This window comes from Marinobacter salinexigens, assembly GCF_008370345.1.
GTDB classification, from domain to species: Bacteria; Pseudomonadota; Gammaproteobacteria; order Pseudomonadales; family Oleiphilaceae; genus Marinobacter; species Marinobacter salinexigens.
Genome location: NZ_VTUU01000001.1, coordinates 461,322 through 483,375, shown reverse-complemented (window position 1 = coordinate 483,375; position 22,054 = coordinate 461,322). Strand labels below are relative to the sequence as shown.

The window sequence follows — 22,054 nt, the reverse complement described above, 5'->3', positions numbered from 1 at the left end:
CAGGAAAACTCCATTCAGATTCGACGATTTCGGAACAACAACAGGGCACCGGCCAGCGGGATGACAAACCAAAGCACCAGAGCAAACCAGAGGCCGACGGCGCCAACAGGAAGATCAGCTCCCAGACTCAATACACCGCTGAGCTGAGCTCCATCCCCGAAGGCAACGATATTGAGCAGACGGTAGATATCGGTTGGGTTGAGCATCAGCAGCCAGGGCAACAGCTCTGCGTTGAATTTGCCTTCACTGGCAACCAGAGTGCCCAGCAGAACCAGGTCAAAAATCAGCACAAAGAAGAACCAGATCGCCAACGCAAGGCCCGCGGCTACCGGCTTTTCACTGACTCTCACGCTGATAACATAGGCCAGGGCAATAAATCCCCAGCCCAGAAGAACGGTAGAGGCGATAAAACGCAGCATGGCAATCGCCAGGCTAACGATCGCAACATTATCCACCAGCAGTGCGATGGCAACACCGGCCACTCCAAACCCGATCAGCGTAGCCAGGGCCAGCGTCAGACCGTGCCCCAGAAACTTCCCGAGCAGCAACTGACTGCGGCTGAGCGGATAGGTCATCAGCAGCAACAGGGTTCCGCCCTCCTCTTCACCGACAATCGCATCGTAAGCCAACAACAGCGCAATCAAGGGAATCAGGAAAATACCCAGGCTTGCCAGACTGGCAATGGTAGCCGGTGTCGAGGCGTAGCCCACCTGGCCCGACGCTGCTGCGCCGAACCAGGCAATGCCCAGGGCGAGACTGGCAAAGACCAGAGAGATCGCCATCAGCCAGCGGTTACGCAGGCTGTCACTTAACTCCTTGCGGGCGATGGTCCAGACGCTACTCATCGGCCACCTCCCCGATGGGCCAGACCACCCGACCCGATAAAATGCACATAGATGTCTTCCAGGCTGGGTTGGTGAATGCTTACATCCGCCACTTCACCAGATTTCATAACACTTTCCAGCAATGCCATTTTCTCCCTGGGTTGCACATCCACCCGCAGTTCCCCCTGTCCGGTTTTGGTCATCAGCCCGGTGCTTGTCTGGGCAGCATCAATCACTTTTTCCAGAGCGGAGACGCTGTTGGCAGGCTTCAGCGATAGCGTGACAGGCATGTGAGCCTGCTGGCGCAAGGCTGCCAGGTTACCTGAAGCCTTCAGCGCACCATCGGTCAGAATGGCCGCTCGGTCAATGTAGGGTTCTACACCCGGCAACACATGGGAACACAGCACAATACCGGTGCCTTCGTCCCGCAGTCCCTGCAACAGACGATACAAATCAGCAGTGGCCACCGGATCCAGCCCGACGGTGGGCTCATCGAGCATCAACAATCTTGGTTTCCCGAGAAGAGCCTGCGCCAGCCCCAGACGCTGGCGCATGCCTTTCGAGTAAGTTCTTGTGCGGGAATCCATGGCATCGCTCAAACCAACCTGATCCAGCAGTTCCGGCACCTGGCGGAGAGAGGCCCCTTTGAGACGGGCGAAGTGCCTGAGAATTTCCCGGCCGGTGAGCTGGGGATAGAACATCACATTCTCCGGCAGGTAACCAATATGCTGGGTTACCTGCGGGTCCCCCGCCTGACCACCCAACACCGTAACCTGACCCTGTACAGGCTGCATGAGCCCGAGGATCAGCTTGATCGATGTTGTCTTGCCCGCACCGTTATGGCCGAACAGCCCGAGGATTTCTCCCTCTTCCAGGCTCAGATCAATACCGTGCAGCACCGGGCGTTTGTCATAGCGGTAACTGACATTATCCAAACGAAAACAGCTCATCAGCGCTCCGGTTGCAGTTCAGGGGGAATATTCATCAAAGGATGAGAATCAGCGACGCCTGCTGCCTTGACGACAGGAAAGGCATCCTGAACCCAGCGCAAGGTATCCACTGCCGGGCTGAACATCAGAATCTTCGCCTCCGGGTACTTCCATAGCAGGCGATCCACATTGTCGTTGGGCTCATAGGGCACATCACCCTGTCCGTCCTGATCCCTGTCCCAGCCCAGGTAATCGCTCCAGTAATTACCTTTGCCGTCTTCCGACCACTCCTGAGTTCGGGTGGCGACATACTTCACCTGGCGCTGGTTGTTCACAAAGGCATTACCAAACACCTTGTTCTCCTCGGAACCTGCCGTCAGGTGAATGCCGATATTGCTGTCCCCGAAATAGTTGCCCTCAAAGGTGTTGTAGAGCGAGTTGTAAATAAACACCGCCTTGCCTTCGGCACCGGAAATAACCACCCCGGCTGTCTGCCCCTGTGACACTCCGTTGATCACATTGCCCCGCAATTCCGACTGGGTAATAAAATTCATCAGAATCCCGTAATTTTCATCGTTTTCGGAGCGATTATTCAGCACTTTCAGCCGCTTACTCTGCATCAACGCATACCCGGTCCGGGTCCCCCGGGTCACATTGTTCTCCAGCAGATTATTCATCGAGTACATGTAATGGATGCCGTAACGCAGATCCGTCATCACATTGCCGCGAATCGTATTACCGTTGGCGGTCTCAATATAAATGGCATCCCGGGTTTGACTGATGTCGTTGCCTTCAATCAGCGCCCCGGTGGTATTGAACAGATGCACCCCGTTGCCCCGGTCCTGGGAACGAAGTGTCGTGTCACCACGGATGACATTGTTCCTGACCGTCACATCCGGTGTCGCATCCAGCCACACACCAAACGCCGGCCCCTGAAGGTGTGACTCCTCGATGACCGCGCCCCGGGCGTCCCGGGCCACAAAAATACCGGCATCCAGCTTATTCAGATCCCGTCCCCAGTTACGGACGTCACACCCCGAGAGCGTCACCTCCGGCGCCTGAATCTCCACCGCATTCCCTTGCCCGCCACCATCAATAACCGTCCCCGCAGCACAGGACACGGTGACTCCGGGCACACGAATAACCAACGGCGAGAGTTGTTCGGCAGGAAGCTCGAAAGACGCACCCGGCTCCAGTGCATCCAGCTTTTCTTGAAGGTCCGCATGTGCGGCAAGCGATAAAAGAGCGACTGACAGGGCCACCCCATAACGCAAATGTTGATACATCAATAACTCTCTTAGAGATGTTTTCTATCAGGCCACTCCAGATCTCTGGCAAGCCGGGAGGAGAGTCCTTTCCAAAACTGTGCGGAGCCATGGATGGCGAAGCCCAAGCGCCCCATGGATGGGCCGCCAGGAGCGTGTTTTGGAAAGGATTCTCCTCCCGGTTTGCTCCCCCGACATTCGGGAGAGCACCGGAGCCCGACAAGCAAGCCCCGGTACAAGAAGGTCAGGCCTTCTCGACAATCATCCGACCACCCATCTCCATATGGAGCGCATGACAGAACCAGTTACAGTAGTACCAGTAAACCCCCGGTTTGCCCGCCGTAAAGGTCACAGAAGAGGTCTGCTGCGGACTGATCTCCATGCTTACACCATGGTTAACCATACAGAAGCCGTGAGACACATCCTCGATGGTGTCCTGGTTGGAGACATACACCGTCACCTCATCTCCTTCCTTGACCTTGAACTCGGTCATACCGTACTGAGGTGCAACAGACGTCATGTAAACACGCACCTTGTTGCCATCACGGATCACCTTGTTATCGGCCTCCAGAGTTACACCATCCTTCTTGGCCTGCTCAACCGCCGAGGCAAAGAAAGGATCGTTACGCTCCCAGATCTTTTTGGTCTTGATCTGATCACGACGAACCAGGATACAGTCATGGGGCTCGGCATAGGTCGGACCATCGTGCACCAGCTTCATTTCCTCACCGGAGATATCGATGAGCTGATCATTCTCAGGATGCAACGGACCAACCGGCAGGAAACGGTCCTTGGAGAACTTGGAGAGCACCACAAGCCACTTGCCATCCGCATCCCGGGATTCCGTCAGGGACGCATGGTTGTGGCCCGGCTGATAGTGCACATCCAGTTTCTGGCGAATGTAGTTCACCTTCTCGCCATTGTAGTGCTTGATCGCATCGGCAATGTTCCACTTACACACCTGGCTGTCGATAAACAACGTGGTGTAAGCATTGCCACGGCCATCATAGGTTGTATGCAGAGGCCCAAGACCCAGCTCCGGCTCACCCACCACCGGATCACGCTCGCCGATCTTGTCATCAAACAGATCATCCAGCTTGTCGATGGCAATAATGGAAACCGTAGGTGACAGTTTACCGTTAGCAACGAAGTACTTGCCGTCAGGTGAGGTATTCAGACCGTGAGGATTCTTCGGCACCGGAATATAGCGGGTCAGATCAGAGCCGTGACGACCATCCACCACAGGTACTTTGGAGTCGCCAATGGTCTTGAACTTACCAGCCTTGACTGCAGCTTCGATACGCTCGACATTGAACACCACCACCCAGTCGCGGTCGTTACGCATAGTGCCTGCGAGGTCGACGGCCTTCTCCGAGTTGTAGCAGGTAGATGCCGCGTACTTGCCGGTGTAGTCAGCGTCGGTGTTGTCCAGGTTGCCATCGACGATCACCTGCCAGGCCACCTCCATGGTCTCAGCATCCAGTGCGTTGAACATGGTGTAGCTTTTCTCAAGGCTGTACTCGCTGCCATCGTTCGGCTGCGGAATCACAAACTCCGCGTTACAGAATACGTAGTTGGTTTTCGGTACCTTCTGCAGACGCAAGCCGTGAATGGCCTGGACATTCGGGATATGTGTAATTTTGTCCGTCTTCATGATATCAAGACGGATCCGGGCAACCCGGGTGTTAGCCTTGTCGTTGATGAAAAGATATTTGCCGTCATAGCGGCCATCGGTCATGGAAATATGGGGGTGGTGACAGTCGCCGTTGAGGTAGGTCTTGTCACGGCCCAGTACGTCCTTACTTTCGTTGGTCAGACCCCAACCGGTGGCAGAATCCACATTGAATACCGGAATACGCATCAGCTCCCGCATGGACGGAACACCCAAAACCCGGACTTCACCCTGGTGTCCACCACTCCAGAAACCGTAGTACTCGTCCAGCTCACCCGGATGAATGACAAACTTGTTCCGGGCTTCTTCAGCGGCTGCAGCAAACGCTTCCCGCGACATCACGGCTGAACCAAGGCCGGTAGCACCGGCAACACCCGCAATGGCTGCCGCACCCATAAAGCGGCGGCGACTCAGGCCGCCTTCTGGCGCTTCGGACTGTTCCCTGGTCAGATCTTCTTGCTTCTTCATAGCATCCAACTCCGTTGTTGATTATGGCGGTTTTGCTTCTCAGTTTTTTTATAGGGACTACTCAGTTCACCTGGGTGACCGGGATCTCTTCCGGGTGTCCAGGAGCGTTATGACCACGGCGCTTGCCGCGACGCTTGACGATCAGCGGCGGGCACTTATGGTCATCGAAATAGGTCATCTGGCAATCCAGGCAGTAATGGCATTCCATGTAGTTGATGTGCCCGTCCGGGTGGATCGCCTGAACTTCACATTCGTGGTCGCACAGACGGCACGGGTTACCACACTCCTTCCGGCGTTTGAGCCAGTCGAACACCCTGAGTTTGGTTGGCAGCGCCAGTGCGGCACCGAGGGGGCAGATGTAGCGGCAGTACACCTTGCGGGTAAACAGGTTCACCACCAGCAACAACACGGCGTAACTCACAAAGGGCCAGCTGCGGTCGAAATGCAGGGTGATCGAGGTTTTGAAGGGTTCAACTTCTGCCAGCCGCTCAGCGGTAGCCATGGATTCCAGCGAAACCCCGAACAACACCAACAGGACAATGTATTTGATCGCCCACAGGCGCTCATGCCAGGAAAATGGCACGGTGTACTGGGGTATTTTCAGCTTTCGGGCAATTTCGTTCAGCAGTTCCTGAAGCGCCCCGAAAGGACACAGCCAGCCGCAGAACACGGCCCGCCCCCACAGCAGGACGATGCCGGCTACCACCGCCCAGAGCACGAACAGCATCGGATCAATCAGGAAGGTTTCCCAGGTGAATCCTTTGATGAGGCTGTTGACGAAAGTAAGCACATTCACAATCGACAACTGACCCAGCGCATACCAACCAATAAAGACGAGGGTGTAGACAAGGAAACCGTGCCGTATCCAACGCATCATCTTCGGTTTCTGCACCAACCAGTCCTGGAAGAACAGGATAAACAGCAGCACCCCGAGCCCGATGCAAAGCACGACAATCTGGAAGTCCTTCTGATACCAGACCTGCACCCACATGGGCTGGTCCGCCAACATGTCCTCTTCTGTCAGCACCGGCTCGGCGCGGGTAAAATACTGATCCGGCAACTGATAGCTGAGAGGGAATACCTGGAATTCACTATCCAGCGGACCGGTCTGACGTTTTACGGTCAGTTCCAGGCTCCATTCGGTACCGGGATCAAAGTTGTACTGCTGCCGCACGATGAAGATGGCCATCTCGCCAAAAGCGGGCATGCCCTCGGCATAGACATCACTCAGGCGGTAATAATCGAGATCTCTGAAATTGAAGGTATCGCCAAACTGACGGATCTGGACCCGGTCGAAAATGCCGCCACGAACATAACCTGAGCCCTTGAAGGAATAATCCCCGTTGGCGACCACCGCCATGGCGTGCTCACCGTCTTTCAGCTCAGACATCAGCCACTGGTATTGCTTGTCTCCGAGCAGGTTCCGGCCAATGGTAGGAACATTGAGATAGGCCGCGTAGAGATCAATCAACGGTTCATCACGTGCTTCAGGGGCTGCAGCGTCCACCCCCTCAGCTGGTGTACCTTTGAAGGCATCATCCACCTGACCGCGGGTCAGCATCATATGGCGAATGGAGCCTTCCCCGGTCAGGGTCTGCCAGCTCGCGGGCTCGAATCCATCAGTCTGTACCTCGGCAATCGGCGGGCGGGTCTTACCGGTGTTCTTCACGAGCCCTAGCTCCGCACCTACCCGGTGAGCCGTTTTCATGATGACTTCGTTAACCACCATCACAGTGACGGTAGCACCGGAAAGACCATCAACCGCCACCCGGGTCTCGGTTGAAGTGCCACCGACGGTGACTCGTTGATCGGCCTTTAACCCGATGTACTGATCGGTAAAGTCATGCAGTTTACTTTCGGGGATGCCCACCAGAAGAATGGGTTCGTGGTGCTCGATGACGTGGGACTTGATGATATGCCCTTCGGTGTCGAGAACGACAACGATGTTCAGCGGCTTACCGGAATAAGCAGGCGTTTGCAGGAAATCGAGGCTCTGATAGGCGTAGCCCTTGAGTTCTCCGTCGCCATAGAGTTCCTGAATGGCCCGGTTGCCCTCACGAGGCTTTATTTCGGTAACACCAGGCACCGCCGCTTCAATCACCTGACGAGCAGCGATCGGCTCATACTCGCCGACCGGCGCCGCCGATGTCGTTGAAACAAAAGCGCTTCCGAAGATAACGCAAAGACACATCAGGATTCCGAAGATCCGGTTCACCAAGGCCCCCAAGGCACGAGAATGTGTGGAAAAGGTATTAAGAAACAGGCTAGTGAAACTTAACGAAAATCAAATACCTCTAAGTGGATAGGTTCCGACCGTTGACTCAAGTCATTCAGGCCAGAGCAACAGCCTCACCAGCCGAATTGAGAGGAAGGAATTGGCCAATATTCCCCAGCCGGATGGATTCCACCATCATGGTCAGTGGCTGCTGTGCTTCATCACTGGACGGAGATACACCCCCACGCCCCGACATCGCACCCACAAACACCAGATCCCAGTCCTGCCCTGTTGAACGGGACTCTTCTACTAACGCGGCAAAATCCGACGCTTCCTCCGGGTTCTTGTCGACACAGATAACCGGGGTGAGTGCTCCGCCTTCACCTCGTTCAAACGCCGCGCGTTCCATGGCAGAGGCCTCGTCAGGCAGTTCGGCCCGGCAGAAAACGAACAGAAGCCGCTGCGGCTCTGACTGTTGGCGGGAGGCCTGAATAAGGTCGTTATAGCTGCTGATCATGATGCATTCCTTGGTAGCGGCAAGTCGGGCTCAGGCCTGGCGTGCAATCAATTGGTGCTTGTTCCAACGCTTTCGAACTTCGTCACACACGTCCTCGACGGCACTGTCGTCGTAAGATTTGCCGTAATGCTTTTTGAATCCGAATTCGTAAAGGCGCACATGTTCATCCAAATGGACACCGATGTTTTCCAGGCAGGCCCTGGCACAATGCAGGGGACAGCCATCAATCACCGTAATGGGGCGACCTGACTGCGCAATACTGACCAAAGTTGGCACCTTTCCTCCGACGCCGGAAATGCAGGACATTTCGAACTCCCCCGCGTGATCCAGCCGAACCGCGGCGTTATTCGCCAGCTGCGCCACATCTGAGCAGCCAGAGCAGGAATAGATCAGCGGCCTTTGTCTTCTCGGTTTCATGGAGCCTCCCATTCTTTGCCCCGGAGGTGTTCTTCTGTCCGCTACTGGCTGATCTGAATCAGCCGCTGCGGGTCTGAGATAAACAGCTTGCTTCGGTTAACCCGCAGCAGTCCGTTAGCTTTCAGGTCTGCCAGAATCCTGGAGAATGTCTCCGGCTGCATGGCCAAACGAGAGGCAACCAGGCATTTCGGAAGAGGCAGTTCTACTTCGCCCCCTTCTTCAGCGCCATTGGGCAGCAGATCGATGAGGTATCGGATCAAGCGGTCCCGGGCATTCTGAACAGTCATGATTTCCAGGTCGTGGAAGCGGTTCACTGCGCGCCTGGCATAGTGTTCCAGTGCTGCCTGAGCGTATTCAGGGTTGCGGTCCAGCAGGTCACGATAAGCCTTGACTGGAATCATCAATACTTCGCTGGATTTCAACGCCTCGGCGTAGCAGGCGTAGCGCGGGGGATCGGCGTAGATCATGACTTCCGCAAAGCAATCGCCCGGGGCGATGCTGTCCAGGGTGCGGTCGATGCCGGAGGAATCCAGGCGATACAGGCGCAGCCGGCCGGAAATAACGAAGAAGAAGTGATGCGCCGGCATGTCCTGACGGTACAGCAACTGATGGTGGCCGAGGCGCAGGCGTCGGGACTGGTGAATCAGGTCTTCGAGATCTCTGGACCGGATGTTGCGAAACAACGGATGGCTGCGCAGCGCCTGGAGACCATCTTCATCGTCAAAAGGCTTGTTGACGGCGACCAGTATCGGTTTGCTGTATCGGGTTCCGGTGGTTTGCATGAGTCCCATGGTGAGTCCCTCCTGGTAAATACATGCATCGAAAATCTTTTTTTAAATACTATGCGGGTACTGGTCAAAAATCGCTCCCCCGATGGAGGTAGTTCGGGGGTTATTCCGGAGTAATTGACCTAACTCAAAGATTTGTTTTGCTAATTAGTAGCCTGAGATTCATGGTGCAAGGCCAAAGCGGCACAGCACCCCAAAACCCGCTCCTTGCGGCACATCCATGTGGCGCTTGAGCTTCGCCATCCCTGGCTTCGCACAGTTTTGGGGTGCTGTGCCACTTCGGCCTCCAGACTAACGTACTGGCCTCGCGGATCTTCACTGCATCAATGGCGAATCCGGGATCTCCAGGTCCACGCCTTGTACACCGATTTCTGCCGCCAGCACTTGCAGGTACTGACGGAAGGCCCGGCGGGTGACGCTTTCGCTCAGGTATTGGCGAATCTTGGGTTTGACGTGGTCGTAGGGCAGCTGTTCTCCATCGATTCGTTGATCCACCAGTACGATGTGCCAGCCGTAGCGGGTTTCGATGAGTTCCGGGTTCAGGCCTTCTTTGAGGTTGAGTACCGGGCGTTCGAACTCTTCAACGGTCTGGCCTTTGCTGATCTGGCCCAGGCTGCCGCCCTGGTGTCGGGATTCGCAGGCGGAGTACTGTTTGGCCATGTCAGAGAACCGGGAGCGGCCATCCAGGAGGGCGCCAAGGAGCTGGCGTCCGGCTTCTTCCTGGCGGATGCGTTCCTGGACGTCGTCCGGGGCTGCGGCCAGGAGGATGTGACTGACGGCCATCAGGGTCGGGCTGGTGAAGCGTGCCGGGTTGGCCGAATAGAAGCGTTCGCAGTCGGTGTCTGTTGGTTCGGGAACGTCCAGCTCCTGTTCCAGCAGTTTGGCGATACGTTCTTCTTCCTTCAGATTTTCCGGCAGGCCCAGGCGGTTCGCACGAGCCACGAGTAGTTCGCGAATCACCAGACTTCTGGCAGCCTCCAGCCAGGCTTCGGTCATTTCCCCGGCCGGGTGGTGTTGCAGTTCACGGGCTATGTCCTCTTCGGAGATGAGGGTGTCACCCACGCACACCGGAGGGAACTGGTTTCTGGGTTTTCCGGCATCGCCGGTCGGAATGAGTTGCATGTTCGGCACCTCTCAAAAAGACCGGGGCCACAGCACGGAGTAGCCCCGGTTAAGGTCAGGTCATGCGCGTTTTCGCACGACTTGGTAACGACGTGTGAAGTATTCCGCTGGAACACTGAGAATGTGGACCAGGCGGGTGAACGGAAACAGCACGAAGATGGTCAGGCCCAGGAAGATGTGGGTCTTGTAGATCCAGTGCACACCCAGCAGATGATCCGCAGAGCCGCCCTGGAAGGTGAAGATCCCCTGTGCCCATGCTGAGAACTTGAGCATGGTGCCGCCATCCAGGTGGCCGAGTGTCGGCAGGATGGTGAGCAGGCCCAGAACGACCTGGACCACCAGAACCACGATAATCAGGTTATCAGCGGTACTGCTGCTGGCCTGAATGCGCGGGTCGGTCAAACGGCGCCAGGCGAGCATGGCGCCGCCAATCAGCGCCATCACGCCGGCAATGCCACCAACCACAATGGCCATCACCTGTTTCTGACCGGGAGTAATGAGCCAATCGTAGGCCCAGTGGGGTGTGAGCAAACCGACAAAGTGACCGAAGAAGATTACCAGCACACCCACGTGGAACAGCACGGACGCCAGCACCATGTTTTTCTTGCGCAGCATCTGGCTTGAGTGGGCTTTCCAGGTGAACTGGCCATGGTCATAACGCGCCCAGGTACCGACAAACAGCACGATCAGGGCGATGTACGGGTAGATTCCAAACAGTAGCGTGTTTATAAAGGACATCGTCATTTCCTCCTGCGCCTCAGGCGCGCCCTGCCTGACGGGGTGTTGCATCCGCCATCAGTTTGTCGCTCAGGTGGATGGTCTGGGTTTGTTCCAGCTCACGGCGGCGCTGTCCAACAACGCCACCGGTGCTGCAGGAGCTGCCCTGGTCATCCACGAATTTCACCATTTCCTCTTCCCAGACTTTGTCCAGGGCTTCCGGAGTATCATCCCGCTCCTCCGAGGCAACGATTTTCGCCAGCTCCTGGCGGTCAACCTTGCGCCCGGCAATGGCCAGCAACGCATCCATCGCAATGTGGTAATGGCTCTGGCGCTGGAACAAGCGCTCTCCCAGCAAGCCGAGAATGTGGTGGATATCCTCAAGCCAGTTCTGGATTTCCTCTGCGGGCCTCGTTGCGAGGTATTCCAGGAACAGCGGCAGGTAATCCGGTAGTTCCCGGGCGTCAATCTCAAGCCCGTTGCGTTCGTATTCATCCATCAGATCGACCATGGCCTGCCCCCGGTCCCGGGACTCGCCGTGCACGTGTTCGAACAGTAGCAGGGACGTCGCCCTGCCCTTGTCGAAGGTGCCGACGTACTCTTCTTGCAGATCCAGCAAGTCGCCGTCGCACAAGCGGTCCAGACAACTCAGCAGCTGCTGCTTGTTCTTGCGTGGCAGTCGGGTGTCCTCCAGAACAACCGCCACCAATGCATCCCTGGAGGCCTGTAGTTCTTCAGTGGGGTATTCCAGAACCCGCGCCAGTACTTTCAGAAGTTGCATGTTGGCCTCCTTATTCCTGCAGTTGCTTCGGGTCCACCTGCTTTACGGTGGCTAATTTGCTGACCATGCTGGTGGTCTGCTTGCGGCCTCCGAACAGGCTGAACTCGCTGTCGCCCCCATGGCAGCCATCACCGAAGCTGAATCCGCAACCACCACGTTCGCCATAGGCAGTGGCTTCCGGGAACGCTTCCTTAGCCAGTTCTCTATGGCTGGTGGGAATCACGAAGCGGTCCTCGTAATTCGCGATCGCCAGGTAGCGGTACATTTCGTCTGCCTGTTGCTTGGTCAGACCCGCTTCCTGAAGGGCTCGCAGGTCTTCCCGGTTTTCAACGGTTTCGGCCCGCTTGTACAAACGCATGGCCAGAATCCGCTTGAGGGCTGTGACAATCGGTTTCTCATCGCCAGCAGTCAGGAGGTTGGCGAGATATTTGACCGGGATCCGCAGGCTCTCAATTTTCGGCAGTACACCATCAAACTCGACCTTGCCGGCTTCAGCAGCTGACTGAATCGGGCTGAGGGGTGGCACATACCAGACCATCGGCAAGGTGCGGTATTCCGGGTGCAGCGGCAGTGCCAGTTTCCAGTCCACCGCCATCTTGTACACCGGGCTCTGCTGGGCGGCCTCGATGACGTTCATCGGGATGCCGTCTTTCTTCGCCTGCTCGATCACTTTCGGATCGAACGGGTCCAGGAAGATTTCCAGCTGTTTCTCGTAGAGATCCTGTTCGCCCGGTGTGCTGGCCACTTCCTCGATCCGGTCGGCATCGTAGAGCAGCACGCCCAGGTAGCGAATACGGCCCACACAGGTCTCGGAGCAGACCGTAGGCATGCCGGCTTCGATCCGGGGATAACAGAAGATGCACTTCTCGGACTTGCCGGTTTTCCAGTTGAAGTAGATTTTCTTGTAGGGGCAGCCGGAGACACACATCCGCCAGCCACGGCACTTGTCCTGGTCAATCAGGACGATGCCGTCTTCCTCGCGCTTGTAGATGGCGCCGCTCGGGCAGCTGGCAACACAGGCCGGGTTCAGGCAGTGCTCGCACAGACGCGGCAGATACATCATGAAGGTGTTTTCGAACTGGCCGTAGATATCCGCCTGCACCTGGTCAAAGTTCTTGTCCTTGCGGCGCTTGGCAAACTCGGTGCCCAGGATTTCTTCCCAGTTGGGGCCCCATTCGATTTTCTTCATACGTTCGCCGGAGATCAGCGAGCGCGGCCGTGCTATTGGCTGGTGCTTGCTGTCCGGTGCGTTGTGCAGGTGCTGGTAGTCAAAATCGAACGGCTCGTAGTAGTCGTCGATTTCCGGAAGGTCCGGGTTGGCGAAAATGTTCGCCAACACCCGGAACCTGCCGCCGATGCGGGGCTTGATCTTGCCGGAGCTGTCGCGCATCCAGCCGCCTTTCCACTTATCCTGGTTCTCCCACTCTTTCGGGTAACCGATACCAGGCTTGGTTTCGACGTTGTTGAACCAGGCGTATTCCATGCCTTCGCGGCTGGTCCAGACGTTTTTGCAGGTAACTGAACAGGTATGGCAACCAATGCACTTGTCCAGGTTCAGTACCATGCCGACTTGGGAGCGGATCTTCATTTTACAGCCTCCTGAACTGAGTCATTGCCTTCGCCATCGAGCCAGTCCACGTTCTTCATCTTGCGAACCACCACAAACTCATCCCGGTTCGAACCTACGGTGCCGTAGTAGTTGAAACCGTAGGAGTACTGGGCATAGCCACCAATCATATGGGTCGGTTTCGGGCAGGCCCGGGTGACCGAGTTATGAATACCACCCCGGGTACCGGTAACTTCGGAGCCCGGAATATTCACCAGTCGTTCCTGGGCGTGGTACATCATCGCCATGCCAGGCATCACGCGCTGGCTGACCACAGCCCTGGCAGCAATCGCACCGTTGACGTTAAACAGCTCGATCCAGTCGTTGTCCTCAATGCCCAGATCTTTGGCGTCATCTTCACTCAGCCACACGATGGGGCCACCACGAGACAGCGTCTGCATCAGCAGGTTTTCGCTGTAGGTGCTGTGAATACCCCACTTCTGGTGCGGTGTGATCCAGTTGAGGGCCTTTTCAGGATTCCCGTTGCCCTTCTTGCCCAGCATCGGCGCAGCAGCCTTGGTGTTGATGGGCGGACGGTAGACCAGCAGGCTCTCGCCAAAGGCACGCATCCATTCGTGATCCTGATAGAACTGCTGACGCCCCGTCAGAGTCCTCCAGGGGATCAACTCGTGGACGTTGGTGTAACCCGCGTTATAGGACACATGCTCATCTTCCAGGCCAGACCAGGTCGGGCTGGAGATGATCTTGCGCGGCTGAGCAACAACATCCCGGAAGCGGATTTTTTCTTCTTCCTTGTTGGTCGCCAGATGGGTGTGGTCCAGGCCGGTAAATTCAGAGAGCGCTTTCCAGGCCTTCACCGCCACCTGACCGTTGGTTTCCGGGGCCAGAGTCAGGATGACTTCCGCCGCATCAATCGCGGTTTCGATCTTCGGGCGACCGGCATTGGCACCCTCGATGTGGGTGTAATTCAGTTCCTTGAGGAAATTGACTTCTTTCTCGGTATTCCAGTTGATGCCCTTGCCACCATTACCCAGCTTGTCCAGCAACGGACCAAGTGAGGTGAAACGGGCGTAGGTGTTCGGGTAATCCCGCTCAACGGTGATGAAATTGGGTGCGGTTTTGCCCGGAATCAGATCGCACTCGCCTTTCTTCCAGTCCTTAACGTCGAATGGCTGCCCCAGTTCCGCTGGCGCGTCGTGCAGCAGTGGCAGGGTGACGACGTCTTTCTCGACGCCCAGATGACCTTTCGCCGCCTCAGAGAAGGACTTGGCAATGCCCTTGTAGATTTCCCAGTCACTGCGCGCTTCCCAGGCTGGATCAGTAGCCGCGGTCAGCGGGTGAATGAACGGGTGCATGTCGGATGTATTCAGATCGTTCTTCTCGTACCAGGTGGCGGTCGGCAGAACGATGTCGGAATACAGGCAGGTAGTGGACATGCGGAAGTCCAGAGTCACCAGCAGGTCGAGCTTGCCTTCCGCACCCTGGTCCTGCCAGGTCACTTCCTGCGGTTTAGCGCCGCCCTCTTCGCCCAGGTCCTTGCCCTGCAGGCCGTTCCTGGTGCCCAGCAGGTACTTGAGCATGTACTCGTGCCCCTTACCGGATGATCCCAGCAGGTTGGAACGCCAGATAAACATGTTACGGGGGTGGTTTTCCTTGGCATCCGGGCTTTCAGCGGCAAAGGCCAGGGAACCCTCTTTCAGGGACTTGGCGACGTAGTCCGGCACTTCCATACCGGCCTTTTCAGCCTCGGCAGCAATGGTCAGCGGGTTGCGGTTGAGCTGAGGCGCAGACGGCAACCAACCCATTCGCTCGGCACGCACGTTGTAGTCGATCAGACTGCCGCCGAACCTGGATTTATCCGCCAGCGGAGACAGAATTTCTTCCACATCCAGCTTCTCATAACGCCACTGGCTGGCGTGGTTATAGAAGAAGGAGGTACCGTTCATATGGCGGGGCGGACGCTGCCAGTCCAGACCGAAGGCCAGCGGCTGCCAGCCGGTCTGAGGGCGCAGTTTTTCCTGGCCAACGTAGTGGCTCCAACCGCCGCCACTCTGGCCGATACAACCGCACATGATCAGCATGTTGATCAGGCTGCGGTAGTTCATGTCCATGTGGTACCAGTGGTTCATACCGGCACCCACGATCACCATGGAGCGTCCCTTGGTCTGGTCCGCGTTCTGGGCAAATTCGCGGGCGATTCGGATCACCTTCTCGGCGGGAACACCGGTGATCTTCTCCTGCCACGCCGGAGTGTAGGGTTTGACTTCATCGTAGGATGTCGCACCGTCATCCTCTCCAAGTCCACGGCTGATGCCGTAGTTGGCGACCATCAGGTCGTAGACCGTGACCACTCTGGCTTCCGAGCCATCCGCCAGCTGCACTTTACGGGCACCCAGCTTGTGCTTGAGTACCTCATTGATCTCAACGTGCTTGAAGTGGTCATGCTCGATGCCGCCAAAATACGGGAAGGCAACATCGACAACCTCATCGTGATTTTCTACCAGCGACAGCTGCAAGTTGACGTCGTCTCCCTTCGCTGTCTGTTTGAGGTTCCACTTGCCTTTTTCACCCCAACGGTAGCCGATAGAGCCGTTCGGCGCGGTCAGATCGCCGGTATCCTCATTGATGGCGACGGTTTTCCATTCAGGATTGTTTTCTTCACCCAGCCCATCCACCAGATCACTGGCACGCAGGAATCGGCCCGGAACATAACGGCCATCCTTTTCATCCAGCATGACCAGATAAGGCATGTCGGTGTAGCGGCGCACATAGTCTGTGAAGTACTCGCTGGGCTGATCTACGTGAAACTCTTTCAGAATCACGTGGCCCATGGCCATACCCAGTGCGGCGTCAGTACCCTGCTTGGGGTTCAGCCATTCGTCGGACAGCTTGGAAACTTCGGCATAGTCCGGAGTAATGGCAACGGTCTTGGTGCCCTTGTAACGAACTTCCGTGAAGAAGTGGGCGTCCGGGGTGCGGGTCTGGGGCACGTTGGAGCCCCAGGCGATGATATAGCCGGAGTTATACCAGTCCGCAGACTCCGGAACGTCTGTCTGCTCACCCCAGGTCTGGGGAGAGGACGGCGGCAGATCACAGTACCAGTCGTAGAAACTCAGGCAGGCGCCACCGATCAGCGACAGGTAACGGGCACCGGAAGCATAGGACACCATGGACATGGCCGGAATCGGAGAGAACCCGATAATGCGGTCTGGGCCCACTTCTTTGGCGGTGTATACGTTCGCTGCACCGATCAGCTCGTTGACTTCGTCCCAGCTGGAACGAACAAAGCCGCCCATGCCACGCCTCGGCTTGTACTCAGCGGTTTTCTTTGGATCCTCAACAATGGATGCCCAGGCCTCTACCGGATCATTGTGCTGAACTTTGGCCGCCCGCCATAGCTTGATCAGGCTCTTGCGCATCAGGGGATATTTGAGGCGGTTGGCACTGTACATGTACCAGGAGTAACTGGCACCGCGGGGGCAACCGCGAGGTTCATGGTTAGGCAGATCCGGCCGGGTGCGGGGATAGTCAGTTTGCTGGGTTTCCCAGGTAACCAGACCATTCTTGACGTAGATTTTCCAGCTACACGAACCAGTACAGTTCACACCATGGGTGGAGCGCACAATCTTGTCGTGCTGCCAGCGCTGGCGATAACCGTTTTCCCATTCGCGACTAACATCGTGGGTCTCGCCATGGCCATTGGAGAATGGCTCACGCTTCTTCCTGAAGTAATTCAGCTTGTCGATTAAATGACTCATGGTCTCTCTCTCCGTCAACCCGTGTACCGGATCGTTATTCCGAGTTGAGACCATTGTGTGGGATGAAAACCCTGAAATCTGCGTGGTTACTACCAGATACCCGCCCTCTACCCACCCCGGGGTAGAGCGTCATATCCCCCGGTGGAGAAACTGCTCTCGCTCCAGGCGGCGGTTATCCCGGGCGAACATCAGCAGGCAGATGACAAGCAACAGGAAAAGAATCATGAACACTGTACTGCGGATGCCGAGCCAATGATTGGCGGCACCAAACAGCACCGGCAGTACGAACGCCACAGAGCCCGCACTCACCAGCAACAGCCCCGCGATAAAAGCTGCCATCGGACGATGCTCCCCAATCACCAGACGTTGCAGACTACCCACGGAGCATCCCAGAGCTACCCCCAGAATAACAATCAGCGCGCTCTCGAATAGCAACGGAAGAGAAAACTCGATCTCGATGACGGTATCAATACCCTGAACAAACAGGGTCATCGGAGGATAAGAGAGGACAAACAAGGCCACCAGGCAAACCACCAGCGAGCGACTCACCACCCGGGCACTACCGAACCGATCCGATAAACCGCCACCCAGTACCTGCGCCACGGCACCAGGAATCACAAACCACTGTGACAGTCGGGCGCCGGACTCGACGCCCACATCGAACTGAGAAGAAAAGTAGTCAGGCAACCAAAGTGCCAGGGCAAAAAAGCTGCCGGCAATCACCCCGAAAAACGCACACAGTTGCCATGCGCGGGCCACGTGTAACCGTCTCACAAGGACAGGAATGGACATCTCGGCAGAAGGATCAGCTTCGGCATCACCCTCTTCGGTAAGCATCATCAACAAGGCAAGCAACAGGAGAAGAACGATGAGGTAGGCCAGCGGAACCCCATGCCAGGAAAACGCCTCGTGGAACAACGGCACCAGATAATAATTAAAACCCGCACCGGTCACCCCGGCGCCAAACATGCCCAATACCAGGCCAAGGTGAGCCAGGCGGCAATGGGACGTAACGAACTGAAGTCCCGCCGTGTAAAAGCCTCCGGCCAGCCCAAGACCGGAGGCCGCGACAAGATAACCTGCGAAGGTGTCAGTCGTCAGCAGGATAACCATGCAAACAGCCAGTCCCGCCAGGCAGGTCAGCATGACAGTTCGGGCGCCAAACTTCTGGGCAGCCAACCCCGAAGGTATCGCTAGCAGTGCGCTACCCGCCATCGGCATCGCCAGTAAGAGGCCAAACTGGAGGCTGCTCAGGCTAAGCTCGCCGCGCAAGTGTACTCCAGCTACAGCGAACAGCGTCCAGCAGCCTGCAGCAACAATAAAGCCGGCAACCGCCAGCGGCAACACAACGGCCAGTGACGCCTGCCGGTCGCCTTCACGATCCGAATCAATCCTCATCCGGCCAACCCGCTTTTGATATCTATTTTTCAGTGTCGACTTTTGCCACGAACGGGGTCAAAGATTATGATGGGGGATCAACTTTGTGGGTAAATTGGCTATCCTCAAGGTGGTATCCAACTCGGCGAGGTGTCTGTAGACAATAGGCCCCATGAAACATCGTAGCCCTCTTGTAAACAGGATCGCCGTGGTTGTTGGCGCGGTGGTACTGACATCCATGGTCAGCATGGCAGCAACCCTCGTGGTGTCCCGCAGCATTGAAGGTAATGCCACGGCTATCAACCTTGCCGGAGCACTGCGGATGGGAGCATTCCAACTGCTGGCAGATTCTGCTGGCCTGAAGGAAAGTGGGTTACCCGAGGGCTCTCAGCAACAGAAACTAGACAGGTACGAAGCCCGCCTGATTGATGTAAGTACGACCAAGGCCATTCCAAGATCCGCAGACCACCCTCTGGCCATCCAATATCAGCGCATCCTCGACGACTGGAGAACACAACTACGACCGGCGCTGGAGCAGCACGCCCATGGCACGCCCATTGCGCAACAAACCTTCACCACCACCGAGCACTACGTCGACAAGGTTGATCAGTTCGTATCCATGCTGGAGCAGCGCACAGAAGCCCGCATTGATCTGCTCCACCTGATCCAGGTCATCAGTCTCATTTTCTCGGTTTTGATTATTTTTGCCCTGTTCCTGGATCTGAAAAAGCGTATCCTGCGCCCGCTGCATAAACTTGTAGAGATTGCCGGAGCTGTCGGGGAGCAGGACTTTTCCCGAAAAGCCAACATGCAGGGATCAGATGAACTGGCACAGCTCGGACATGCCTTCGACCAGATGACCAGCGAACTGGCACTCACCTACTACGAACTGGAAGAACGCGCCCGCATCAAAACCGAAGAGCTTGAAAAAAGCCATTCGGCATTGCAGTTGCTGCACTCGGCCAGCCGTAACCTGTTTGCCAATCACGACCTGTGCAGTGGCGCTGTTCCGATGCTCCAGGAACTGGAAACCCTCCTTGGCATCGGGCCCATTCACCTGTACCTGCACGACCGCAACTCATCCGAGCCGGTAAAGGCGGTGACCACCGCCACCAAAAAGCGTCCGTTCTACTGCCGGGATCATCATTGCAATGCCTGCCTGATCACTCCGGAAACCTTCGACGACTTGCCAAGCGAGAACAATGACGGCCGACGCTTGCTACTGCCGATTCGTACCCCGGGTCTGTTACTCGGTACGCTGGAAGTCTGGTATCCGGCAGACCAGGACTTGTCTGAAACCGCACGGCGACTGCTGGAAACCCTCAGCGACCAGCTGGCCACGGCCATCTTCCTGGAGCGGCAGATAACAGAGGAACAGCAGATCACCCTGGCGGAAGAACGTACCGTAATCGCGAGGGAGCTCCATGATTCCCTGGCCCAATCACTATCGTATCTGAAGATGCAGGTAGCCCGGTTACGGCGTCTGAATATCGACGGTGAACAGAAAACCGCACACGATTCTATCCTCGACGAACTCAGTACCGGCCTTAACAGTGCCTACCGCCAACTCAGGGAGTTGCTGGCAACCTTCCGGCTGAAGCTGGATACCCCCGATCTTTCAACCGCACTTCGCAAAACTGTCGAAGAGTTCTCCGAACGCCTCGGCAAACCGGTGCACCTGTCGTATGATCTTCCTCCTCAGACCCTGTCGCCCAATGAGGAAATCCATACCCTGCAGATCGTGCGCGAGGGTCTGGCTAACGCAGTCAAGCATGCAGACGCCACGGAAATTTCCGTGGATGTGCATTTTGAGTCGCCCCAGGTTCAGGTACGCATCCGGGACAACGGTAAAGGACTGCCTGGCGGCGACCAGCCGGTGAACCACTACGGCATGATTATCATGCAGGACCGGGCCCGCACCCTGGGCGGCAAAATTAACGTGGAAAACCGGGATGAAGGCGGCGTCGAAGTCGCGTTAACATTTGTTCCAAAGAGTCGTAACCTGATCCCGACAGAAGTATCCAGCGCCTGACTACCAACAAGAGAAAAAACATGTCTGAATCACCCGCAAGTATTTTGCTGATCGACGACCACCCTCTGCTACGCCAGGGCATCAAGCAGCTGGTGGATATGGAAGACGATATCGAGGTCATTGGCGAGGCCAGCAATGCGGCCGACGGCATTCGACTGGCGACCGAACTGGAGCCCGACCTGATCCTGATGGATCTGAACATGCCGGAAATGGACGGTATCGAGGCACTGAGAAAGCTTCGTGATCAGAACATCAGCTCCCGGATCGTGATGTTTACAGTTTCCGACCAGGAAGACGATGTTGTCTCCGCGTTGCGGGCAGGCGCAGACGGCTACCTTCTGAAAGATATGGAGCCTGAGGAAATGATCAGCCAGCTGCACCAGGCTGCCGTCGGAAAAATGGTGATCAGTGACCGCCTGACAACGCTGCTGGCCGAAGCCCTTCGCTCCAACAAACCACAGCAAACGTCACGCCCGGACTACGACAGCCTCACGCCGAGGGAAAAGGACATTCTCCGCCTGATCGCAGAGGGACTCTCCAACAAAATGATCGGTCGCAAGCTGGACATCAGCGACGGCACAGTGAAAGTGCATGTGAAGCATCTGCTGAAAAAGCTCAATCTCCGCTCCCGGGTGGAAGTTGCGGTATGGGCAGTGGAGGAAGGGCTGCACAAGGGGTGAGGCCGGGCACCCGGAACACCTGAGTTAAATCAAATCGGTTAAACACTCAATCCGTTATTCTGGGCAGACCCCTTTCTGCCCGGAGTACCCATGCTTTCCATATTCCCGAAACTGCCACTGCCTTCGCCACTTCCGGCTCTATCCACCCTCACAGCAATCAAGGCCTTCCCTGGCGTTGAACGCCTCACCGGACTGCGTGATCGACTTGCGGACAATGGCCTGTTTACCCAGTCGTTCAGCGTCCTCCGGGAATACCTGCCCTCGCCAGCTCCGGCGTTCGGCATGCTCGACAGCCAGGTGCCGATGCCCATCAAGCAACTCGCGGCAGAATCTCCACTGAATCGCCTGTTTGCTCAGGCCATGGCGGATGGCGAGTTTGACGACTTCGAAGGTCGCCGGATCCGGCTGGAACTGAACGGCGGGCATCCAGGCATTACCCTTGGATTCTGGGCCGGCCGGCTGCGGGTGGTTGATGGACCAGGCGAAGCCACCATCCGTGGATCGCTGGCAGCTTTCCGTACCCTGGCAGAAAGACGCCAGGACCCGGATCAGTTGTTCTTTCAACGGCGACTGGTCATTGAAGGCGATACCGAACTGGGGCTTGCCCTGAAAAATCTGCTGGACGGCCTGGAGTGGAGTGTCAGTCTCAGGGCCATACTGCTGCCATGAGAACCAGAGCTCAAAAAAACCGCTGAAACCCCACATCCATCCCAATCGAGACGCCGGTCACCGCGATGACGTGACCGGTGGTTTTGCAGAGCTTTCCGGCCCCTGTCTGGTATCAGCGGTCTGCTGCCGTTGGCGGCTCCGGTCTTTCTGTTGATTGGAGCGGCACTCATCACTGATGAGGTCCAGCCATCTCAGATGCTGATTCCAGATATCGTCTCTGATCTGCTCCGGTTTATCGCATGTCATTGCAACCTCC

18 protein-coding genes are annotated in these 22,054 nt (G+C 56.6%); 3 read left to right on the top strand and 15 right to left on the bottom strand.

The features are described 5' to 3' along the window. Positions 1 to 14 precede the first annotated feature (14 nt). The 14 genes from FWJ25_RS02270 to FWJ25_RS02205 form a co-directional block, all read right to left on the bottom strand. Positions 15 to 845 (bottom strand): ABC transporter permease, encoded by an 831-nt coding sequence (locus FWJ25_RS02270; protein WP_149598615.1) that lies wholly within the window; start codon positions 843 to 845, stop codon positions 15 to 17. Beyond that, positions 842 to 1,774 carry an ABC transporter ATP-binding protein gene (locus tag FWJ25_RS02265; protein WP_149598614.1) on the bottom strand — a complete coding sequence of 311 codons (933 nt, stop codon included), beginning with the start codon at positions 1,772 to 1,774 and terminating at the stop codon, positions 842 to 844. Before FWJ25_RS02265 ends, FWJ25_RS02270 begins: the two co-directional genes overlap by 4 nt. Then, positions 1,774 to 3,039 (bottom strand): nitrous oxide reductase family maturation protein NosD, encoded by a 1,266-nt coding sequence (locus FWJ25_RS02260; RefSeq protein WP_149598613.1) that lies wholly within the window; start codon positions 3,037 to 3,039, stop codon positions 1,774 to 1,776. The genes FWJ25_RS02265 and FWJ25_RS02260 overlap by 1 nt, the downstream gene beginning before the upstream one ends. A gap of 223 nt (positions 3,040 to 3,262) precedes the next feature. After that, complete coding sequence (gene nosZ / locus FWJ25_RS02255; RefSeq protein WP_149598612.1) at positions 3,263 to 5,158, bottom strand: TAT-dependent nitrous-oxide reductase; 1,896 nt, start codon at positions 5,156 to 5,158, stop codon at positions 3,263 to 3,265. Between the two features lie 61 nt (positions 5,159 to 5,219). Beyond that, on the bottom strand, positions 5,220 to 7,349 hold the full coding sequence (gene nosR / locus FWJ25_RS02250; RefSeq protein ID WP_149598611.1) for a transcriptional regulator NosR: 2,130 nt from the start codon (positions 7,347 to 7,349) through the stop codon (positions 5,220 to 5,222). 139 nt (positions 7,350 to 7,488) lie between these two features. Next, positions 7,489 to 7,890 (bottom strand): ribonucleotide reductase subunit alpha, encoded by a 402-nt coding sequence (locus FWJ25_RS02245; protein ID WP_149598610.1) that lies wholly within the window; start codon positions 7,888 to 7,890, stop codon positions 7,489 to 7,491. Between the two features lie 30 nt (positions 7,891 to 7,920). Next, complete coding sequence (locus FWJ25_RS02240; protein ID WP_149598609.1) at positions 7,921 to 8,307, bottom strand: putative zinc-binding protein; 387 nt, start codon at positions 8,305 to 8,307, stop codon at positions 7,921 to 7,923. Between the two features lie 41 nt (positions 8,308 to 8,348). Further along, positions 8,349 to 9,098 carry a Crp/Fnr family transcriptional regulator gene (locus tag FWJ25_RS02235; RefSeq protein ID WP_149598608.1) on the bottom strand — a complete coding sequence of 250 codons (750 nt, stop codon included), beginning with the start codon at positions 9,096 to 9,098 and terminating at the stop codon, positions 8,349 to 8,351. 312 nt (positions 9,099 to 9,410) lie between these two features. Then, positions 9,411 to 10,217, bottom strand: a complete 807-nt coding sequence (locus FWJ25_RS02230; protein ID WP_149598607.1) for a peptidylprolyl isomerase — start codon at positions 10,215 to 10,217, stop codon at positions 9,411 to 9,413. 60 nt (positions 10,218 to 10,277) lie between these two features. Beyond that, positions 10,278 to 10,955: a respiratory nitrate reductase subunit gamma gene (gene narI / locus FWJ25_RS02225; protein ID WP_149598606.1), complete on the bottom strand. Its 678-nt coding sequence runs from the start codon at positions 10,953 to 10,955 to the stop codon at positions 10,278 to 10,280. 19 nt (positions 10,956 to 10,974) lie between these two features. Next, complete coding sequence (gene narJ / locus FWJ25_RS02220; protein WP_149598605.1) at positions 10,975 to 11,715, bottom strand: nitrate reductase molybdenum cofactor assembly chaperone; 741 nt, start codon at positions 11,713 to 11,715, stop codon at positions 10,975 to 10,977. Positions 11,716 to 11,725: 10 nt separating this feature from the next. After that, the gene (narH, locus tag FWJ25_RS02215; protein ID WP_149598604.1) at positions 11,726 to 13,303 is read right to left on the bottom strand and encodes a nitrate reductase subunit beta; all 1,578 of its coding nucleotides are present in this window, start codon (positions 13,301 to 13,303) and stop codon (positions 11,726 to 11,728) included. Beyond that, positions 13,300 to 17,040: a nitrate reductase subunit alpha gene (locus FWJ25_RS02210; protein ID WP_149598603.1), complete on the bottom strand. Its 3,741-nt coding sequence runs from the start codon at positions 17,038 to 17,040 to the stop codon at positions 13,300 to 13,302. Before FWJ25_RS02210 ends, narH begins: the two co-directional genes overlap by 4 nt. A 129-nt stretch (positions 17,041 to 17,169) precedes the next feature. Continuing rightward, positions 17,170 to 18,438 carry an MFS transporter gene (locus tag FWJ25_RS02205; protein ID WP_149598602.1) on the bottom strand — a complete coding sequence of 423 codons (1,269 nt, stop codon included), beginning with the start codon at positions 18,436 to 18,438 and terminating at the stop codon, positions 17,170 to 17,172. Between the two features lie 151 nt (positions 18,439 to 18,589). On the opposite strand from FWJ25_RS02205, the gene FWJ25_RS02200 reads away from it, so the two are divergent. From FWJ25_RS02200 to ubiT, 3 genes are all read left to right on the top strand, one after another. Further along, positions 18,590 to 20,449, top strand: a complete 1,860-nt coding sequence (locus FWJ25_RS02200) for a histidine kinase (protein WP_149598601.1) — start codon at positions 18,590 to 18,592, stop codon at positions 20,447 to 20,449. Positions 20,450 to 20,469: 20 nt separating this feature from the next. Further along, positions 20,470 to 21,129 carry a two-component system response regulator NarL gene (narL, locus tag FWJ25_RS02195; protein WP_149598600.1) on the top strand — a complete coding sequence of 220 codons (660 nt, stop codon included), beginning with the start codon at positions 20,470 to 20,472 and terminating at the stop codon, positions 21,127 to 21,129. A 90-nt stretch (positions 21,130 to 21,219) separates the two neighbouring features. Then, on the top strand, positions 21,220 to 21,798 hold the full coding sequence (gene ubiT / locus FWJ25_RS02190) for a ubiquinone anaerobic biosynthesis accessory factor UbiT (RefSeq protein ID WP_223163211.1): 579 nt from the start codon (positions 21,220 to 21,222) through the stop codon (positions 21,796 to 21,798). 57 nt (positions 21,799 to 21,855) lie between these two features. On the opposite strand, the gene FWJ25_RS02185 is transcribed toward ubiT, so the two are convergent. After that, a complete protein-coding gene (locus FWJ25_RS02185) occupies positions 21,856 to 22,044 on the bottom strand; it encodes a hypothetical protein (protein ID WP_149598599.1) in 189 nt (62 codons plus the stop codon). Positions 22,045 to 22,054: the final 10 nt, after the last annotated feature.

What these genes read in the sequence shown, in the direction of transcription:
- FWJ25_RS02270 (WP_149598615.1), bottom strand. Translation starts at nt 845, where the DNA reads ATGAGTAGCGTCTGGACCATCGCCCGCAAGGAGTTAAGTGACAGCCTG.
- FWJ25_RS02265 (WP_149598614.1), bottom strand. Translation starts at nt 1,774, where the DNA reads ATGAGCTGTTTTCGTTTGGATAATGTCAGTTACCGCTATGACAAACGC.
- FWJ25_RS02260 (WP_149598613.1), bottom strand. Translation starts at nt 3,039, where the DNA reads ATGTATCAACATTTGCGTTATGGGGTGGCCCTGTCAGTCGCTCTTTTA.
- nosZ (WP_149598612.1), bottom strand. Translation starts at nt 5,158, where the DNA reads ATGAAGAAGCAAGAAGATCTGACCAGGGAACAGTCCGAAGCGCCAGAA.
- nosR (WP_149598611.1), bottom strand. Translation starts at nt 7,349, where the DNA reads ATGTGTCTTTGCGTTATCTTCGGAAGCGCTTTTGTTTCAACGACATCG.
- FWJ25_RS02245 (WP_149598610.1), bottom strand. Translation starts at nt 7,890, where the DNA reads ATGATCAGCAGCTATAACGACCTTATTCAGGCCTCCCGCCAACAGTCA.
- FWJ25_RS02240 (WP_149598609.1), bottom strand. Translation starts at nt 8,307, where the DNA reads ATGAAACCGAGAAGACAAAGGCCGCTGATCTATTCCTGCTCTGGCTGC.
- FWJ25_RS02235 (WP_149598608.1), bottom strand. Translation starts at nt 9,098, where the DNA reads ATGGGACTCATGCAAACCACCGGAACCCGATACAGCAAACCGATACTG.
- FWJ25_RS02230 (WP_149598607.1), bottom strand. Translation starts at nt 10,217, where the DNA reads ATGCAACTCATTCCGACCGGCGATGCCGGAAAACCCAGAAACCAGTTC.
- narI (WP_149598606.1), bottom strand. Translation starts at nt 10,955, where the DNA reads ATGTCCTTTATAAACACGCTACTGTTTGGAATCTACCCGTACATCGCC.
- narJ (WP_149598605.1), bottom strand. Translation starts at nt 11,715, where the DNA reads ATGCAACTTCTGAAAGTACTGGCGCGGGTTCTGGAATACCCCACTGAA.
- narH (WP_149598604.1), bottom strand. Translation starts at nt 13,303, where the DNA reads ATGAAGATCCGCTCCCAAGTCGGCATGGTACTGAACCTGGACAAGTGC.
- FWJ25_RS02210 (WP_149598603.1), bottom strand. Translation starts at nt 17,040, where the DNA reads ATGAGTCATTTAATCGACAAGCTGAATTACTTCAGGAAGAAGCGTGAG.
- FWJ25_RS02205 (WP_149598602.1), bottom strand. Translation starts at nt 18,438, where the DNA reads ATGAGGATTGATTCGGATCGTGAAGGCGACCGGCAGGCGTCACTGGCC.
- FWJ25_RS02200 (WP_149598601.1), top strand. Translation starts at nt 18,590, where the DNA reads ATGAAACATCGTAGCCCTCTTGTAAACAGGATCGCCGTGGTTGTTGGC.
- narL (WP_149598600.1), top strand. Translation starts at nt 20,470, where the DNA reads ATGTCTGAATCACCCGCAAGTATTTTGCTGATCGACGACCACCCTCTG.
- ubiT (WP_223163211.1), top strand. Translation starts at nt 21,220, where the DNA reads ATGCTTTCCATATTCCCGAAACTGCCACTGCCTTCGCCACTTCCGGCT.
- FWJ25_RS02185 (WP_149598599.1), bottom strand. Translation starts at nt 22,044, where the DNA reads ATGACATGCGATAAACCGGAGCAGATCAGAGACGATATCTGGAATCAG.